The 17871-nt window shown below is 33.3% G+C and carries 15 protein-coding genes and 1 other RNA gene; 5 read left to right on the plus strand and 11 right to left on the minus strand.

The annotated features are described in order from the left end of the window. Nucleotides 1–57: 57 nt before the first annotated feature. The 4 genes from LY01_RS07630 to LY01_RS07645 form a co-directional block, all read right to left on the minus strand. Nucleotides 58–1290, minus strand: a complete 1233-nt coding sequence (locus LY01_RS07630) for a matrixin family metalloprotease (protein ID WP_104515253.1) — start codon at nt 1288–1290, stop codon at nt 58–60. Nucleotides 1291–1640: 350 nt separating this feature from the next. Further along, entirely contained in the window at nt 1641–2468 is an 828-nt protein-coding gene (locus LY01_RS07635) for a hypothetical protein (RefSeq protein WP_104515254.1), read from the minus strand. Nucleotides 2469–2557: 89 nt separating this feature from the next. Beyond that, a complete protein-coding gene (locus LY01_RS07640) occupies nt 2558–3316 on the minus strand; it encodes a LytR/AlgR family response regulator transcription factor (RefSeq protein ID WP_104515255.1) in 759 nt (252 codons plus the stop codon). Between the two features lies 1 nt (nt 3317). Beyond that, on the minus strand, nt 3318–5066 hold the full coding sequence (locus tag LY01_RS07645) for a tetratricopeptide repeat-containing sensor histidine kinase (RefSeq protein WP_104515256.1): 1749 nt from the start codon (nt 5064–5066) through the stop codon (nt 3318–3320). A 214-nt stretch (nt 5067–5280) separates the two neighbouring features. Between LY01_RS07645 and LY01_RS07650 the strand changes: the two genes are divergently transcribed. Continuing rightward, a complete protein-coding gene (locus LY01_RS07650) occupies nt 5281–6681 on the plus strand; it encodes an exonuclease domain-containing protein (protein ID WP_104515257.1) in 1401 nt (466 codons plus the stop codon). 350 nt (nt 6682–7031) lie between these two features. On the opposite strand, the gene LY01_RS07655 is transcribed toward LY01_RS07650, so the two are convergent. Further along, nucleotides 7032–8162 carry a DUF2891 domain-containing protein gene (locus LY01_RS07655; RefSeq protein ID WP_104515258.1) on the minus strand — a complete coding sequence of 377 codons (1131 nt, stop codon included), beginning with the start codon at nt 8160–8162 and terminating at the stop codon, nt 7032–7034. 188 nt (nt 8163–8350) lie between these two features. After that, nucleotides 8351–8773 carry a hypothetical protein gene (locus tag LY01_RS07660; protein ID WP_211289287.1) on the minus strand — a complete coding sequence of 141 codons (423 nt, stop codon included), beginning with the start codon at nt 8771–8773 and terminating at the stop codon, nt 8351–8353. Between the two features lie 181 nt (nt 8774–8954). On the opposite strand from LY01_RS07660, the gene LY01_RS07665 reads away from it, so the two are divergent. Next, nucleotides 8955–9830 (plus strand): sterol desaturase family protein, encoded by an 876-nt coding sequence (locus LY01_RS07665; protein ID WP_104515259.1) that lies wholly within the window; start codon nt 8955–8957, stop codon nt 9828–9830. Nucleotides 9831–9878: 48 nt separating this feature from the next. Here LY01_RS07665 and LY01_RS07670 read toward each other — a convergent pair whose 3' ends face one another. From LY01_RS07670 to ffs, 3 genes are all read right to left on the minus strand, one after another. Continuing rightward, nucleotides 9879–10355: a hypothetical protein gene (locus LY01_RS07670; RefSeq protein ID WP_104515260.1), complete on the minus strand. Its 477-nt coding sequence runs from the start codon at nt 10353–10355 to the stop codon at nt 9879–9881. Then, nucleotides 10345–11148 carry an SDR family oxidoreductase gene (locus LY01_RS07675; protein WP_104515261.1) on the minus strand — a complete coding sequence of 268 codons (804 nt, stop codon included), beginning with the start codon at nt 11146–11148 and terminating at the stop codon, nt 10345–10347. The genes LY01_RS07670 and LY01_RS07675 overlap by 11 nt, the downstream gene beginning before the upstream one ends. Nucleotides 11149–11198: 50 nt before the next feature. After that, an RNA gene (ffs, locus tag LY01_RS07680) (signal recognition particle sRNA small type) lies at nt 11199–11298 on the minus strand. Nucleotides 11299–11385: 87 nt separating this feature from the next. Between ffs and LY01_RS07685 the strand changes: the two genes are divergently transcribed. The 3 genes from LY01_RS07685 to LY01_RS07695 are packed head-to-tail and all read left to right on the plus strand — an operon-like array spanning nt 11386 to nt 14377. Then, entirely contained in the window at nt 11386–12435 is a 1050-nt protein-coding gene (locus LY01_RS07685; RefSeq protein WP_104515262.1) for a glutaminyl-peptide cyclotransferase, read from the plus strand. Continuing rightward, nucleotides 12435–12842 (plus strand): acyl-CoA thioesterase, encoded by a 408-nt coding sequence (locus LY01_RS07690; protein ID WP_104515263.1) that lies wholly within the window; start codon nt 12435–12437, stop codon nt 12840–12842. The genes LY01_RS07685 and LY01_RS07690 overlap by 1 nt, the downstream gene beginning before the upstream one ends. Beyond that, nucleotides 12839–14377 carry a hypothetical protein gene (locus tag LY01_RS07695; RefSeq protein WP_104515264.1) on the plus strand — a complete coding sequence of 513 codons (1539 nt, stop codon included), beginning with the start codon at nt 12839–12841 and terminating at the stop codon, nt 14375–14377. Before LY01_RS07690 ends, LY01_RS07695 begins: the two co-directional genes overlap by 4 nt. A 489-nt stretch (nt 14378–14866) precedes the next feature. On the opposite strand, the gene LY01_RS07700 is transcribed toward LY01_RS07695, so the two are convergent. Together LY01_RS07700 and LY01_RS07705 are read right to left on the minus strand one after the other, a co-directional pair. Beyond that, nucleotides 14867–16333 carry a hypothetical protein gene (locus tag LY01_RS07700; RefSeq protein WP_104515265.1) on the minus strand — a complete coding sequence of 489 codons (1467 nt, stop codon included), beginning with the start codon at nt 16331–16333 and terminating at the stop codon, nt 14867–14869. Then, on the minus strand, nt 16334–17863 hold the full coding sequence (locus tag LY01_RS07705; RefSeq protein ID WP_104515266.1) for a CsgG/HfaB family protein: 1530 nt from the start codon (nt 17861–17863) through the stop codon (nt 16334–16336). It abuts the gene before it with no gap. Nucleotides 17864–17871: the final 8 nt, after the last annotated feature.

Raw genomic sequence — 17871 nt, forward strand, 5'->3', positions numbered from 1 at the left:
GCTTATCTCTTATGAAAAGCCGTTTAAGAATTGATAAATTATTTATGATAATAATGCTTAATTAAAAAATTGTGGTCTTGCTTTTTTTACATTAATTTCCTTTTCAAGAAGATAAGTGCCACAATCATCAGATATATCTACTTTTATCGTATATCTTCCTGGAGGAGCTGTAGGTAGTACTTCAATGGCAGAAAGATTTCCTTGCTCTTGAATATTAAAATGAACATTAGCACTTACATTTACATCACTATAAACATCCCAAGATACGTTTGAATAAGATGTTATTCTAGTTGGACTAAAAGAATAATTACCTGTTTGATACCATGATAATTGATCTCTTCCTGCCATAAAAAAGGTATTTGGGTCTGCTACTGGACCTACGCTTAGATTAACAGTTCTTGAGAACAACGTTCCATCAAGCAAAGTAGCTGTAAGTGTAGCTGTTGGAGGATTACCAGCAGCGTTGTAAGCTGTGCGTACAGTTAAGGTATTATTAGACTCTCTTACAATGATAAAGTTATTAGAAACACTCCAGTTCGCTACATCTCTGTTAATTGAATATGTGAATAATTCTCCAAAAGCACAAACTTCATCACTACCAGTTATTCTAATTTGACCGCAAAAACCCCATAATTTATTTATTGCTATTTTGTCATAATAACTGAAACCTACCTGACTACGATTACAAACATCGTTAACCATTACAGAACTTCTATCTAAAAGAGGAGTGTCTTGTATTTGTATGTCTGTAACTCTTGGTGATCCATCACTATGTCCAAGACCAATTGCATGTCCTAACTCGTGTACCAATACATTTACTTTATTATTATAAGTGGGATTTACACTTAAATTTATGAAAACATTCCTTTGAGGAGTAATTTCGTTAGGAGGTACTTCAGTCCATCCACAAAGATCTCTTTGCATTGCATCGGCTTCATTAAATGGTAATAAAAAAATATCTGCATCTTTTTCATTGGTAGTTAAACTCATTTTTACGCAACTTACCGGTGTTGCACTACTCCACATTTCAAGAGCTGAATTTATTGCCGTTCTCCAATTATTTTGATTAGTACCAATTTCATCTATCGGATCAACTTCTGTAATTTTACTAAAAATCTTTAAATCACGTACGGATTGGTGTGTTAATCTGATTTCTCTGTGGCGTTGTTTTGTAGTAATCTCATTTAAAACAACAGTCTCCTTCACTTCTAGTAAATTATCATCACTTGAACAGGCCACAAAAAAAATTTGTGCTATTAAAATGATGCTTAAAAAATTTATTCTTTTCATAATAATTAGTTTTATTGAAACCTACTCTTCCGTTTTTCAGCCATCACGACAATTAAATTCATAATTGCAATGCAAGAATAATAAGTATATTTACTAAAAAAGGACAAAATATAGGTACGCACCAGTCCTGTTCATATTTAAATTGATCTCTTTCATATTTGTTTTATAAATATGAAAGAGGTTAATCTTTTTAATGGGTTCAGAGAAAACATTGCTAATGATTTTAGGCTATTTACCACTTGTAAGTCGACGTAACCCTAAAAAAACTCAAGTATTTAAAACACTTGAGTTTTTTCTAGAAATTGATTAAAGTGTATTCTAATCAAAGATTAATTATCAATAAGAAATTATTAAAAACCAGGAATCTCATCTGGTGGAGAATTATCTAAGTAACTTGTTATATTAAAATTTATGTAAGGATATCGATTACCTTTAGATAAATTAGGTCTCGATAACACCACTACTTGATTTGCTGCTCTATTAGATGCATTAACACTAGCAGGTTCAGAATATTTTCCACATACATTAAGATCTATACCGTTACCGACATATCTTAAAGAAGGTGAATCTATAATCATACATCCTAAATTTGTATTTTGCACATTTAAAGGGTGCCCGACTGTATATATATTTCCTGTCGAAAGGGGATTATAAACAACAATCTCTATATTATTATTTAAAATTTCATTTATAAAAGCCAAAGTTTCAAGAACGGTAAAAGTTGGGTTTGTGCTCGAAGGTCTTGGGTCAAAAGGAGTTCTTGGGTTCAGTGGTGGCCATGGATTACCTCCTTCTGGATTAATGTCTCTATTTAATGAAGTACACCCATCAAAATTCATGCTGGCATATCTAGCAATAAAAAGATAATGATCATAAAATGAAGAGCCACTGCTAGTATTAAGTAAAGTTTGCATAGAAACGACCTGAGTAACTGGGTCTAGTGAGTTGATAACATGTTGCCTATGATTTGCATCCAAGCGCATCATCTCTCCGACAATAAAAGAATTACGAGCCAACAAATCTTTATGATCTGATAAACTTAAAACCGCTGTATTATTACCTCCTCTTTTAAGTATTAATCCTTCCTTACCAACTACTTGATTATCATTATTTAACTCTTCAGTTTCACAAGAGATCATAAATAATATTAAAATGAATGGATAAAATTCTTTTTTCATAGTATTACTTTTTACAAAAATATAGTTCTTCCTACAGTTAGTTTATTCTATTTCATATTTTACTGTATTCTATTCTAATTTGTAACACATCATTTCATTTTTGACATAACTAATTTCAAAATACTTTCTTTATTTCTTCCCGATACAGGGATTTCAATTTTGTCCTGTAGTATGATAGTTCCTGATTTTAAAAATTTAGTAACGTATTTTGTATTGATAATATAAGATTGTTGGCAACGAACAAAATTTAGTTCTGGTAATAATTCTACTGCATATTTTAAAGGCCTAGAAATAAGAATAGATGACTGACCATCTAGATAAAAGGTGGTGTAATTACCCTCTGACTTGCAATACATTAATCTATCTAATTTGACTAAGTGAACTGTATCTGAAGTTTTTAATACAATATGTTCTTTCTTTTCAGAAGTATAAAACTGCGCAGCTACTTCTGTACCTATCTGATTGGTATTGCTTTTCTTTTCTTCTATGTTAGCAATTGCTTTTTCAATAGCTTGTTCCAGTTCTTCTTCGTCAATGGGTTTTAATAAATAATCTAAAGCGCCTAATTTAATCGCTTTTATCGCTTTATCATCAAAACCAGTAATGAAAATCAATTGAAAATCAACTATTTCTAGTTGTTCCAAAATCTCAAAACTAGAGCCATCTTCTAATTCTATATCTAACAGAACGATATCCGGCTGCACTTCACTTATTAATTTTAAACCTTCTTTTATAGAACTTGCTTGACCTGCAATTTTAATACGATCACTAAAATTAGATTCTATTTCTTCAATCAGAAAATCTTTAATGTACTGCTCGTCGTCTATAGTAACTAATTGTAATGTCATTTTACTGTATTGGTATTTGAAAAGTGATCAATGTTCCAGTTTTTTGATCCAAATCTAAGTAATTCGTTTCGATAGATGAACCAGTCGACTTTTTAATAAAATCTGAAATCAATTGAACCGATGCCGACTTTTTATCTTCATTATTTACGTGAGTATGTCCTTTACCATTGTCAGATATAAAGCAAGATAAAAATCTCTTGTTTTCCGTGGTGAAAATAAGTTCTATTTTTATTTCTCCTGTGTAATTAATGCCTTTAAAACCATGTTCAATAGCATTTTCGACAAAAGGTTGTATCAGCATAGGTGGTATACTAATCATCTCATCATTTAATCTTTCATCTAACTTAAAATCATAAATAAACAATTTTGGAAAACGTAATTTTTGTAATTCTAAATAATTGGTAAGCACCTCTACCTCTTCTACAACAGCTACATAGTTTTGCATGGAGTTTTCTAAAACCTTCCTCAATAACCTAGAAAATTTAGTAATAAATCTAGATGCTGCTTTAGAGTCATTGCGCAATAAGTTTTGAATATTACTCAATACATTAAATATAAAATGCGGATTCATTTGTGCACGTAATAAACGCTGTTGATCACGTAAAGCTTTGATTTCATTATCTCGACGCTGCTTAAAAACAAAGAAAAGCGCTACAAGTAGTCCTATAATCAAAATCGAGATTATCAAAATAAAATTATTCCTTAGTGCTAGACGATCTAATTCTGCTTGTTGATTTTCAATCAAAAGCGTTTCCGACTTTTCTTTTTCTTCAGAAAGATATTCTAAGTCCTTATTATATCGTTCTGAATAAAATTTCTCTTGATCTAATGTAATCTTATCAACCAAGCTTTCTAATCTTTTATTATCTGATTTTGAAGCTTTTAAAAGTCTTAATTCATATTTAAATACATTGCGCCTTCTTTTATTATCTACTTTTCCCTGATCTAACTGTCTAAAAGAATCTAAATAAACTGCAGCCTTTTCTAAATTATTGAGTTCAATATAGGCCTCAGCAATATTTGCATACTGGACTGCTATATTATCTGTTCTTGATTGTATTTTACTCTTTTTATAAAAAAACAAGCTCGTGCTATAGTTATCAATAGCACCTTTAAAATCGCCTTCGTAAAATTTATACATTCCTAAATCTCCTGTAATAAATGATAATTCACTTGAGCTAAAGTTACTATTTGAATTCCTTAAATCATTTAAAACATTAAAAGCTTTCTTATTATCACCCAGTTTATGATAAATAGAACTTTCATTAAAAATTGCGTGTATTTTATAAGAAGAATCATTTGTTTCTTCACTTATTTGATAAAGTTTTGCGGTATAATCTAAAGCCTCAGTAAAACTTGAAGATCCAGAGTACGCAGCTATATATGCAGCATAAGCTAACTTCATTTTATCAATTTTAGGTTGAACATCTAGTTGTTCAAAATCCTTGATCGATGCAATCGCATCACCATATTCATTTTTAGATAAATAGATACCAAATAGATCACTAAAGTATTTATAATGAACATTAAAGTTCTTTGAAACACAACTATCAATAGCAAGTTTATAAGACTCCTTAGCCTTCTCCAATTCTCCATTATCATAATATTCAAGTCCTTCCTTATAATACTTCTCAGAAATAGAAATACTATCATTATCCAAAGCATCAAGATTTTGATTTGAAGAGGTTGAATTTTTTTTATCACAACTAGATAAACAAATAATTAAAAAAAATATAGAAAAAAATCTCAAATGATAATGGTTGATTTGTTGTAGTAAATTTAAGAACAACAAAATTGATGCCCATAGTTTAATTATAGTTTTTGATAACAAAGTCTAAAGAGTATTTATTTCACCTCGCTTTCGCGAAAGCGAGATAAAAACAATCTATGTTAAAACCATTTTATAGATCTATTTATTTGGAATTATTCCATAAATTTGGAACATTTCCAATTTATAAGCCCGCGTGAATTTTAAAGAACAAATTTATAGTGTAGTAGATATTGAAACTACTGGTAACAAAATGAGTGGTAATCGCATTACAGAAATCTGTATTGTGCGACTGCTAGGTGATCAAGTACTCGAGAAATACACGACTCTGGTAGATCCAGAAACATTGATTCCGGATTTTATAACTGGCCTTACTGGCATTGATAACGAGATGGTTGCAACTGCACCTCTATTTGCTGAGGTTGCCGAAGAGATAGAACGCATGACACGCGACAGTATTTTTGTGGCACATAATGTCAACTTTGATTACAACATCATACGCAACGAGTTTAAAAGATTGGGTTATGATTTTAAACGTAAAAAGCTTTGTACCGTACGTCTATCGAGAGAGTTAATTCCTGGAATGAATTCTTATAGTCTAGGTAAATTGTGCAACTCTTTGGGCATTTCCTTAAATAACAGACACCGTGCAGAAGGTGATACCGACGCAACGGTAATTCTATTTAAAAAACTACTAGAGATAGATCTAGATGGTACTGCTTTTACTAATTTTTTAAAAGGCAGTAATAAAGAAGGTACATTCCCACCGCACCTAGATCGTGCTCAATTTCATGATTTACCAGAAGTGCCTGGTGTGTATCTTTTTAAAAATCAAGCGCGCAAGGTAATTTATGTGGGTAAAGCCATCAACTTGCGCAAGCGTGTACTTTCTCATTTTTATTCTAAAACGAGTAAGTCTTATTTAATGTGTCAGGAGATTCATTATATAGAACACATACCTACTGGTAATGAGCTGGTTGCTTTATTACAAGAAGCAGATTTAATCAAAGAATACTATCCTAAATTTAATAGTGCACAAAAGAAACCACGCAAGGCTTATCAAATTTTACATTATAAAAATCAAATAGGTGTTGTACAATTTGCCGTAGGACTAGTTAAATCTTACGACTACTCTGTCGTTACACATTATGATCGTGCTCATGCCGTAGAACAATTAGAACAACTGTGTGCCGATTTTAACTTATGCCCTAGATATTGTAGTTTTAAAACACCTGAAGATTGTACTCAACACTATAAATTACAAAAATGTAAAGGAGTGTGTAAAAAGAAAGAATTAGTATCTCTGTATAACATAAGAGCAAACCAAGCTATCAAAGCATTACACAACCAGAATCCTAATTATATTATTAAGCAAAAAGGTAGAACTACTGAAGAATCTTGCTTTGTCATGATTAAAGATGGTGAGTATCAAGGGTATGGTTTTGTAGATCAATATACCTCCATTTCTTCTATAGAAGACTGTGAAGATTTTATAGATCGTAAGGCGGCAAATTATCATACCAACCAGATTATACGCTCCTATCTCAAAAAATATGGAGAGCAAAATGTCGTTTATGAAATTGCACAAATAGCGTAGTTAGGAATTTACTATTTCTATTACATTATGTCACAGTTAACGCATTGTTAAATGATAAAATACTCATAAATCTAGTTAAATTTTAAGAATTATTTAAAAAATACTATGCGCGCATCGTATTATATTTAGCAAAAAAAAGGGAATGGATTTAATTACATCAAAAAACGGATACAGCGACTATAAACGAAAGACAATCGAAGAACAGGATGATGCTCATGAAGAGTCTCCTAAGCAAAGTTCTAACGCACGTTTTCAAAGTTATTTATAATAACTAATTAACCAACTATTTCTTAATTTACCACAAGGATTAATTATAATTAAACGATCTTATCAAAGATCATGTAGTATCTCTATTTCTTTTTTGCATTCTGTAATGCATAAATAGCAAAACTACCTAACCAGTGTCCACCAGCATAATCATCAGCTACTAGATTAGGTAGCGTGTTAGTTATGTGAGCATCTGCCGTTTCTGTGAGATTATCGTATTGTGGGTATTGAGCTGCTAGTCCATAAAGTACCCAAGCACGACTTAAATTTAATCCATCTATGTGAACTAATTTCCCATCTGTACGGTCAGATACTTGACCTATTTCTATGTCTAAAACTCCACTTTCTATTCCAGGTAAGAATTCTTTTATCCAATTATGAAAAGCCGTTTCTGGTAATATTCTTCTCATAATATCCACCTCTTCTAGACATGGAGATAAAAAATCATAACCACTAGGCTCCCAAGAGATAGGACAGTCGCTATCATTTAAATAAAAATCTCTTGCCCTAGTTTCTATACTATTTTTAAAGGAATCGTTTTGAGAATGTACGGCATAGTCATGGGCAAATGCCATCCCAAAAGCGGTATTAGAATGCTCACCTACACGTATCGCATAATTCAATTTAGGCAAGTATTCCATGTACCTACTCACTATCACATCTGTTAATGGTTGTAAAATCGTCGATAACTTTTTGCCTTCTACACTATCCCATGTATCGAGTTCTTGTTGTAATTTGAGCAGCCATGCCCATCCATAAGTACGCTCAAAACTAGTATTGTTTGCGGTATTAAAATAAGCAATCTCTACTTCAACATTTTGGGCAGTAAGATTATGATTTATTTTTTGCAGTAATTCTTCTTTAGCTTCTAATTCTGGAAAGTTTTTTAATAAAGTCACAGCACTCCAGTACCCATGTACCGCACTATGCCAGTCAAAACAACCGTAAAAAACAGGATGTTGTACAGCCGGCCTTTTTTGATCTTCTGGACTAGCCGTTACATGTCCCATTTTATTAGGGTACTCGGTTTCTATGCAGTGCAGTGGTAATTGCGCCAGATTATTAGCCTGTTCTAAGGTTAATTGTGGTGTAGGAATCTTATCTACTATTACTACGTTCTCTGTTTTAGCAGTTTTTTCAGGAGTTGTAGACGTTTCAGAATTTTCACAACTTATCACCGAAATTGCTACTAGAGCATATATTAAATATTTCATCTTTATTTTCTATTCAGATTTTAAAGATAAAACATTCTTTATGTATGTTGTTCTATATCGCTTTCGCGAAAGCGGAACTTAAACCAACTTTTTTGAATCACTTATCACTTAACAAATTCCTATTTTCTTACAGATGTGAAATTATAGGAACATATCATCAGACATAGTAGCGTTTACAGTATCATATTTTACCATTGCTCTAGAAGAACCACTCCATTTTCTACCATTACGGTTACTTTTCCATTAACTACAGGCAGTTTTTTTGTGGTGTAGGCGTTGCGCAATCTAGTTGCTTTAGGAAATACTTTTTTTACATCTATTTCTAACTTCCCGTTATCTAATCCTGCGCCTATCAACACGATATCTTGATGGTTATTTTTATCATAGAATCTAGCTGCAAGTGTGCCATTTCCATCGTGTTCTAGAGAGAAATGTTCTCCGGCACCTACTGCCACATGATTCTTGCGGTACATTCCTAATAGCTGCCAGTGTTTAAGAACTTCTGGATTATTGTATTTCCATTCCATTTGAGATCTTAAGGTAGCGTCTCCTTGTGTGCCTTCTATAATTAAAGGTCTAGCCATCTCGTCTCCGTAATATATTTGGGTCATTCCTGGTGTAAGTAGCAATTTTGTTGCAGACTCTATTGCTTTTACGCGCGACACATATTTATACCGTAAAAATAAAAGAAGATGATGATATTATACCATTATAGATTTCTAATATAATACAACGCTATCGTAATCCTTTTTATATACTAATTTTACACTTGATAAAACAGCCTAGAACAGCATGAATAAATATATAGACATCTTTACAGACTCCTTTAAAGGATATGCGTCTTACCTATGGGGTGAAATAATGAATCCTTCTTGGACCAATTATTTTTACTGGTTACTCGTTATTTCATTACTTGTTTTTGCATTGGAAATATGGTTGCCATGGCGCAAAAATCAAAAGATATTGCGTAGAGATTTTTGGCTGGATTTATTTTATCTATTCTTTAATTTCTTCTTATTTTCTTTGATAGGTTACAATGCTGTGTCTGATGTTTTTGTAGAACTTTTTAAAGATGGTCTAGCACAAATAGGTATAACTAACCTAGTTGCGATAGAGGTAAATACTCTACCTATATGGGTGCAACTGTTAATTATGTTTATTATCGCCGATTTCGCCCAGTGGAATATTCACCGACTATTACATCGTGTTCCTTTTTTATGGGAATTTCACAAAGTACATCACAGTATAAAAGAAATGGGATTTGCTGCTCAATTTAGGTTTCATTTTATGGAAACTATTTTATATAAATCCTTACAGTACTTGCCGCTAGCGATGATAGGATTTGGTATTGATCAATTTATTATTATCCACATGATTGCAGTTTTTATAGGTCACTTGAATCATGCTAATCTGAATTGGGATTATGGACCATTAAAATATATATTGAATAACCCTAAAATGCATCTATGGCATCATGCTAAAGAACTTCCTGAAGGTATTACTTATGGAGTTAATTATGGTCTATCCTTGAGTGTATGGGATTACATTTTTGGGACGGCACACATTCCTTATCACGATGGAGAATTAGAATTAGGTTTTCCTGGAGATGAGGATTTTCCCGATGCTTTTCATGAGCAATTAATAGAGCCGTTTAAAAAGGCTCAATGATGCAAGTTCCGCTTTCGCGAAAGCGAATTTACAATTTAATATAATTTTCTAATAAGCTCCAGGGCTGTAAATCACCTTTTCAAAGCCTATTAAATCGGCAAGTTTCTTTGTTTCTTTGTGAGCTATATCCTTATCTTTTAATTGTTTGATCAACAATTTTTGATAATGATCTTTACTTAATAGCGTGATGCGATAAACCATTTCTCGAGAAGATGAGTTTACTAACGTAGTATGACTTCCTAAACTGGTTTTTTCGGTAATTTCAAGAACCGTAATATGAGGAAACTGGTCTAAAGATTGCCATTTTCCAAATTTTATAAAAAAGAAACTATTGTATTCTTTTAATTTTTTATGAGCCACGTCTATAGAAACTCCTTTTGTAGAAAACACAATTGCAAATCCTATTAATGGTATAAAAAATACTTGAATACCGTTAGTTACAATACCTATTATTCCAATAACAAAAATAAGAACACCTAAAAGCCTTGTTACTGGCGGAAAAAAATTACTTACTTTAAAGTCCATAATGTTTTTTAAGCATGTTTTCGTAGGTCTTTTCAGGAAGAATCTTTTTAAGAACAATAGAAAATTTCTGTAAAAAACTACCTACTTTATAATGAATACCTGGATTAGGGTTTTGTAGAATCTCATAGATTTTTGAGGCCACTTCTTTAGGGTCCTGACCATCATCTACGTGCTCATCGATTAACTTTAAGGTATGTGCGTAGCCAGATTCATAATCGCTTCCTGTTATAACTGGAGCATGAAATCTACCAGCTGCAATATTAGTCGCAAAATCACCAGGCGCTACATTACTAAAATGAATATTAAGATGTGCGCATTCCATGCGGTACGCTTCGGTCGCTATTTCTAGCGCACCTTTACTAGCGCTATAAATACCTCGATAAGGTAAACCCATGTAACCTGCGATGCTGGTTATATTAATAACTCGTCCAGATTTTTGTTTTCTCATTACCGGTAATACAGCTTGTAAAACTCTTAATGGACCATAAAAATTAGTATCCATAGCATTTTTAACTTCGTCTATCGGAGTCTCTTCCATAGGACCTGTAATACCTACACCTGCATTATTAATAAGTACATCTAGCTGCCCTTCTTTTTCTATAAGAATATCAACTGCTTTATTAATAGAGTTTTGATCTTGCACGTCTAGAGCTAGTAACTCTATAGGACTGTCTGGATAACGATCTGGGTTTCTACTCGTACCGTAAACGGTATAATTTTTATCTTGAAGAAATAATGCAATGGCTTTGCCTATACCAGAAGAACCACCGGTAACCAATACTACTCTTTTCATAAAATATTTTAAAAACTAATGTGAAGGAATCACTAAAAGGAGAAAGAAAAAAAAGGCAAGCTACCTACATCACACCGCTACGACCACTTACCTTTGCTGCGTTCCCGCCCTGGAGGAGTTCAGCAGGAGCTGGTTGTGTAGGACTTGCCCGCTGCAAATATACAGTCTAGTTTTACTTACACAAAGGTTTTTCTCATGCTTTTTTATAACTATCTTTCGACTTGATAAAAAAATATTATGAAATTGAAAAATTCGGTTTTACTAATCGTAGCAGTGATCTCATTATCAAGCTGTAAAACAGACATAGAAACTTTTAAAGAAAATTATAAATTAGAGGTTTCTAATTCAAAATTAAAGTGGAATGAGGACGATACGGTCCAATTATCGCTGATTGATGACGCATCTGTCGGTGCAGATAGTATTATATGGAGTCAAAATGATGCCATTATCGATGGTGCTGGTGGAAACTCGCTTTCGCGAAAGCTGAAAAATCAACCTTATGGTAATCTTACTTTTAAAGCTACCATATATAAGGACGGTATGAATACTACTGTAGCTACCAAAATAAAAAGAATACCTGCAACAAAAGCAAAAATCTACAAGTATAATATTCTTAATACTTATGTGCATCAAACCGATGCCTATACTCAAGGACTAGAGTTTTATGGAAACGCCCTTTATGAAAGTACAGGTCAATTTAAAGAAAGTGATATAAGAATCACAAATGTAGAAACTGGTGAGGTTACAAAAAAAGTAGACTTACCTGCTAGTCAGTTTGCAGAAGGAATGACTATACTTAATAATAAGGTGTATCAACTAACATGGCAAAGTAAAATAGGTTATGTTTATGATATGGACTTAAATAAAGTCGATGAGTTTAAATACAACCGCAGTATGGAAGGCTGGGGACTTACTAATGATGGTACATACCTTTATAAAAGTGATGGTACTTCAAAAATATGGAAGATAGATCCTAATACTTATGAAGAACTAGGCTACATAGAAGTAGTAAGTGCCGATGGTGCGGTGTCTAAAATCAATGAATTAGAATGGATAGATGGTAAAATCTATGCAAACGTTTATACTACTAATTTAATCATGATTATCAACCCTAAGAACGGTGTGGTAGAAAGTGCGATTAACCTAAATAGTATTACTAAAGAAATCCCTAACTACTCCGAATCTGATAATGTGCTTAACGGTATCGCATATGATAAGAATAATGACAAGCTTTTCATTACCGGTAAAAGATGGCCTAAAATGTTTGAAATCGAAATAGTAAAGTAATGATTCAAGCTGACCTTCCTGTTTTTGAGAAAAGACGTATTGCTACTGAAGAAGAAATAGATGACCTAGACCATGTGAATAATGTGGTTTATGTACAGTGGGCAAATGACATCGCTACGGAGCACTGGACTACAGTTGCTACACCAGAGATGCTAGACACTTTTGGTTGGGTAATGTTAAAACACTGTATAGAGTATAAAAAAGCCGCGGTTCTAGGTGATAAAATACTGATTAAAACCCAAGTCGGTAGAGCAACAAACGTACGTTATGAGCGTTACATTGAAATATATAACGAGACCACAATGGACTTGCTAGTTAAAACAACATCTGACTGGTGCGCGATTGATAAAAACGGTAGACCTATTAAAATCTCTCAGGAAATGAGAGACCTATTTGAAACAACATGAAATATATAATTACTGTCCTTATTAGTATCATAACTCTAGTTAGCATTTCTTCTTGTAGAAATGATTTTGAATTTACTGCCAGTACAGGAAATTTAGAATTCTCTCAAGACACCATATATTTAGATACTGTTTTTTCTAATATAGGTTCTAGCACGAGAACTTTTAAAGTATACAATCGCAGTAGTGATGACATTGTCATCCCTAGAGTTGCTCTTAACCAAGGTACTAACTCTAATTACAGACTGTCTGTAGATGGAGTACCTGGACAGGTATTTGAAAATGTTGAATTACTTGCAAAAGATTCTATGTTTGTTTTTGTAGAAACCACAGTAGACATCATGGACTTTACATCTGACACTGAATTTCTTTATGAAGATACTATAGAATTTGATGCTGGTGGTAATCTTCAAAAAGTAGAATTAGTGACTTTAATACAAGATGCTGTTTTTCTTTTTCCAGAGCGCGATGCGCAAGGTGTAGAAGAGACTTTATTGTTAGATACAGACACTGATGGTAACGAAACACGCATTTCTGGTTTTTCGTTAGACGATGATCAACTTAATTTTACCAATGAAAAGCCTTATGTTATATATGGTTTTGCAGCCGTGCCATCTAACAAGACACTCACCATAGATGCTGGAGCGAGAATACACTTTCATGCTGGCAGTGGTATTATCGTGGCAAACGAGGGAACTTTAAAAGTAAATGGAGCTTTATCCACGACAGAAGATCTCGAAAACGAAGTGATTTTTGAAGGAGATAGATTAGAACCTCTTTATGAAGATATAGCTGGACAATGGACCGCTATATGGCTTACTGCTGGTAGCAAAGATCATGAAATTAATTATGCCACCATTAAAAATGCAAGCGTAGGTATTATTATGGATAGCTCTAACACTACTTCTAACGGTGCTACTTTAAAAATGAATAATTCTAAAATATTAAATAGTTCTAATACGGCATTGTTAGCTACCACAGCATCTATAGAGGCTAGTAATTCTATATTTCATAATTCGGGACAGTCTACTGTAATTGCTAGACTAGGTGGAGCGTATAACTTTAATAATTGTACGATTTCTAATTACTGGAATAACAGTTTCCGTCAAGACCCTACTCTATTCCTAACTAACATTTTCCCAAACTCAGATCTATCAGCAGACTTGCTAGAAGCTAATTTTACCAACTGTATTATTTATGGAGATCGCAATATTGAGTATGCATTACTAGATGATCAACTCTCTACATTCAACTTTAAGTTTGAAAATTCTTTAATGAGATTTAATGATTTCTCAAACAGTTTTGATGGTTTTCCTTCTTATGACATCACTAATTCAAGTCTTTATGAGAACTGTGTATTCAATGAAGACCCTTTGTTTGAGGATGAAGATGCGTTTAAACTACGCATCGATAATACTGGTGGTGCAAATGGTATTGCAAATCCTACCACTACCACTACTCTAGATATAGAAGGTAACTCAAGGGCAGCGTCTCCAGATGCTGGTGCTTTTGAGAGTGTGGATTTATCTACTAATTGATCTTATCTAAATAATAAATAGACAGATAATGCATTAAGAAAATAAAGCCTTGTTTTTTATAAGCAAACACATTTTTATAGAAATTACCCCATACTAATTTCTATTAATAATTACTAATGGGTAATTTTAACAAAATAAGGATCTTTAATTTTAGGTTCTTTATCGATGAAATACTGTTATTCAAAGAAAAAACACTTCTTTTTAACATATTTATGCTCATACCACATACATATATTACATTTGTCCTGTCTAAAAAAAACATACGTTTTTAATAGATATTTAGAATTGAAAGATGCCTGGAACGAAGTCCCTATACTTTTTCCAGGCATTGTTTTTATAACATTCTTTCAATTGAATACCATAAAGGAATAGCCGCAGTACATTGAAGCTGCGTAAGTATCAATCTCATCTATCCATGAAATGGAATATTGCTCAGATATTCCTTTCATAAATCACATTTACGCAAACATGATGATAAATAGATGTCGACTATTCCCAATCTGGCATTAATCCATTAGTAAAAATATCTTCTCTAGTATCTATAGTATCTATCTCTAAGACTTGCAACGTCCCTTGTGTAATACCATCATTATCTTGATTATAAACTATTATTTTAGACTCGGTAGGTGAGAATCTAGCGTCCAAATCATTAGTTCCAGGATCTTTATTAAAACTAACGCTCAACTCTAACATGGAATTTAGGTTATATATAAATGCCTGTGTATTCAGCTGTCTATAACCGATATTCTCAAAACCAGTAATATCTCTAGTATAAAGTAACTTAGAATTATCTGCACTTAAATCTAGTCCACCTACAGCTCCATTCACACCAGTAAGTACTGTACTTACTAATGCTCCTGCGGTGTCTATCAATAATATCTCGCAATTATAACCACCCAAATCATTAGTTTTTACAGCTATTAAAGATCCGTTTACGTCTACCTCTGTTACTAGATTACCAGTACTTTGATATACCATAGTAGTACCTGTACCGTCTAGATTCACACTATATAATTTGTCTTGTGAAGGGTAATAAATTTTTGCACCGTCAGACGACCATGAAATATCTATCTCTTCTAGATTAAATCCTGCCACAGGTACTTGAGTAGATACCTGTCTTACATTATTACCATCTGGGTCCATGACAAAAACTTGAACTAACGCTCCTACACTACGTAAGAATGCTATTTTATTAGCTACACGACTAACTCTAGGTCTCCAACTATTAGAATTAACCGATGTAATTGCGACCTCAGCACTATCTTCGTCACCACTATAAATCACATTATTACCGTTTATTTTCTTTACAAATAGAAATCTATTTACAGGAAAATTTGCTGTAGAAAACGTGAACAATTCGCTATTTACATCTTCGTTGATACCATCATTTGCTGTTACCTGCCAGAAATAAGTTGTACCATAATCTACAGTAACATCAAGACTGGCGTCCGTAATATCTTCAAAAACCTCAACCGTATTATCGCCTGTATTTCTAAGAGTTACCTTATAAGTAAGCTCATCATCATCAACATCTGTACCTGTCCATTCTAGAGTTAAATTGAACGATAGATCCACCGCATTATCTACAGGAACTTCTAATACCGGCGCGTTAGGTGCGCGATTATTTGCAGTCTGTGTTCTCAATTCATAAACCAGTTCTACCTCTCCATCTACCTCAACTGTTGCCGACTCAAATGCTGTGATATATTCATCTTTTTCTGCTTGGACCGCATATTGACCTGCCTCTACTTCTATCTCAAAATCTCCATTAACATCAGTGAAGACTGAGCTTGTGTTAGGATTTGTAGATATTTTTACATTTTCAAGAGGTAAAAAAGTAGTTTCTTCTACCACTTTTCCACGTATCACACCGGTACCGTTTATGTCTATTAAATCTTCACTACAACCAGTTATAAGTAGTAGAGACACTAGCAATATTAAAAATCCTTTCATCATCTAATTATTTTCTTGATTAATTAAAGGAGTTTGTTGTGTGTTTCGCTTTCGCGAAAGCGAATCTCCCTCAACATCTTGTTTTAAACTTTCTTTGAGAGCCTTTTTTTCCTTGCGTTTTTGTACTCTTCTTGCTTTACGTTTTTGACGTTCTATGTTGCTTTCTTTGGCTTTGTTATTTCCTAAGTACACGTTTAAACCCAATCCAAAGCGATAGTATTGATCATCTAATTTACCGGAGGCTAGGTTATCAAGATCGTCAGCAAAAACGTTATTGTATTCACCAAAAACTGTCAATCCAAAACTGGGCGAGAACGCATATTCAAAACCTATACCTGCCTGTACCTTAAGATCTGTCTTATCAAAATTGTTAGCAAAATTGAGACCGCTACCTATATAGGCATATGGAGAGAACTCTTGATAAGGTAAAACGGTTAACTCGAGGTTTAAATCTGAAGATGCAAACTCTCTATTTAATAAGTCGGTATTTTTTAATCTGTATTTACTCAATACACCACGTACGCCTATATTAGGTGTGAGGTTATATTTAAGACCTCCAGAAATGGAGTATTCATAACTAGCGTCTGGCAAGTCTCCTTTTATGTAAGTACTTCCTGCGCTTAGGTCTGCACGCCATTTACTTCTTCTTTCTAAAAATTCACGTTGGTAGACATCAGTTCTTTCGGCTATTTCTTTTTCTTTATAATAATCCGACACCATTTTTTGAGCAACAGGCATACCGCCTTTAGGAAACCACAATTGTACCGTAATACCCTCTATTATAAGAGATTCTACCGCTTTTTCTATAGCTTCTTTAATCGCTAGTTGTCCTGGTTCATTTCTAGTAAAACCGGTTTCTGCCTCTAGTAATCTTTGAAAACTTACATATCTAAAAAGGTTAGCATCTACTGCTTGCGAGTATATAGATTTTGACACATAAACGGTTTTCATAATCTCGCCAGACTGTGTAGAGACAGCACGTAAATAAATAGTTACTCTATCCTGACGGTACTCTGTAGAACCTCCTGCACCAAAATATCTAGCACCTACACCACCGGTTAATACATTTGTGTCATAAGAAACAATTCCACCTTCTATCAATATACCTGCATAAAGCAATGGAGGCAAATCTTCTATAGGGGTTTTAGTTTTTGCAGCATAATCTTTGCGTGTGTTTAAAATTATACCACGTTCATTTATTAAATTACCTATATTTTCTCTCTCTATGGTTCTAAACCATTTAGAATCTTCGAGCGCTTTTATTAAAATAGTAGTTCCTCCTTGTGTAACTGCATTGCTAAAACTACTTCCTACTTCACTGAGTTTATACTGTCCTGTTTGATCTTCAAATTTATACACACCTACCACAGCCTTAGCAGCAGGTTCTGGTAATTCTTTTAATCTAGTAGTAGCTTCAGTTATCTCACCTATACGAGCTTCTTGAGTATCAAATGGCTGGTTGAAATAAGCACCGCAACTAGTAAATAATGCGACACACAACAACAGCCCGATTTGTTTTAATCGGATTTTCATAAATAAAA

Source organism: Nonlabens xylanidelens (genome assembly GCF_002934445.1).
In the GTDB taxonomy this organism is placed as follows: domain Bacteria; phylum Bacteroidota; class Bacteroidia; order Flavobacteriales; family Flavobacteriaceae; genus Nonlabens; species Nonlabens xylanidelens.

What these genes read in the sequence shown, in the direction of transcription:
- LY01_RS07700 (WP_104515265.1), bottom strand. Translation starts at nt 16,333, where the DNA reads ATGATGAAAGGATTTTTAATATTGCTAGTGTCTCTACTACTTATAACT.
- LY01_RS07640 (WP_104515255.1), bottom strand. Translation starts at nt 3,316, where the DNA reads ATGACATTACAATTAGTTACTATAGACGACGAGCAGTACATTAAAGAT.
- LY01_RS07675 (WP_104515261.1), bottom strand. Translation starts at nt 11,148, where the DNA reads ATGAAAAGAGTAGTATTGGTTACCGGTGGTTCTTCTGGTATAGGCAAA.
- LY01_RS07630 (WP_104515253.1), bottom strand. Translation starts at nt 1,290, where the DNA reads ATGAAAAGAATAAATTTTTTAAGCATCATTTTAATAGCACAAATTTTT.
- LY01_RS07665 (WP_104515259.1), top strand. Translation starts at nt 8,955, where the DNA reads ATGAATAAATATATAGACATCTTTACAGACTCCTTTAAAGGATATGCG.
- LY01_RS07660 (WP_211289287.1), bottom strand. Translation starts at nt 8,773, where the DNA reads ATGACCCAAATATATTACGGAGACGAGATGGCTAGACCTTTAATTATA.
- LY01_RS07655 (WP_104515258.1), bottom strand. Translation starts at nt 8,162, where the DNA reads ATGAAATATTTAATATATGCTCTAGTAGCAATTTCGGTGATAAGTTGT.
- LY01_RS07670 (WP_104515260.1), bottom strand. Translation starts at nt 10,355, where the DNA reads ATGGACTTTAAAGTAAGTAATTTTTTTCCGCCAGTAACAAGGCTTTTA.
- LY01_RS07635 (WP_104515254.1), bottom strand. Translation starts at nt 2,468, where the DNA reads ATGAAAAAAGAATTTTATCCATTCATTTTAATATTATTTATGATCTCT.
- LY01_RS07705 (WP_104515266.1), bottom strand. Translation starts at nt 17,863, where the DNA reads ATGAAAATCCGATTAAAACAAATCGGGCTGTTGTTGTGTGTCGCATTA.
- LY01_RS07695 (WP_104515264.1), top strand. Translation starts at nt 12,839, where the DNA reads ATGAAATATATAATTACTGTCCTTATTAGTATCATAACTCTAGTTAGC.
- LY01_RS07690 (WP_104515263.1), top strand. Translation starts at nt 12,435, where the DNA reads ATGATTCAAGCTGACCTTCCTGTTTTTGAGAAAAGACGTATTGCTACT.
- LY01_RS07685 (WP_104515262.1), top strand. Translation starts at nt 11,386, where the DNA reads ATGAAATTGAAAAATTCGGTTTTACTAATCGTAGCAGTGATCTCATTA.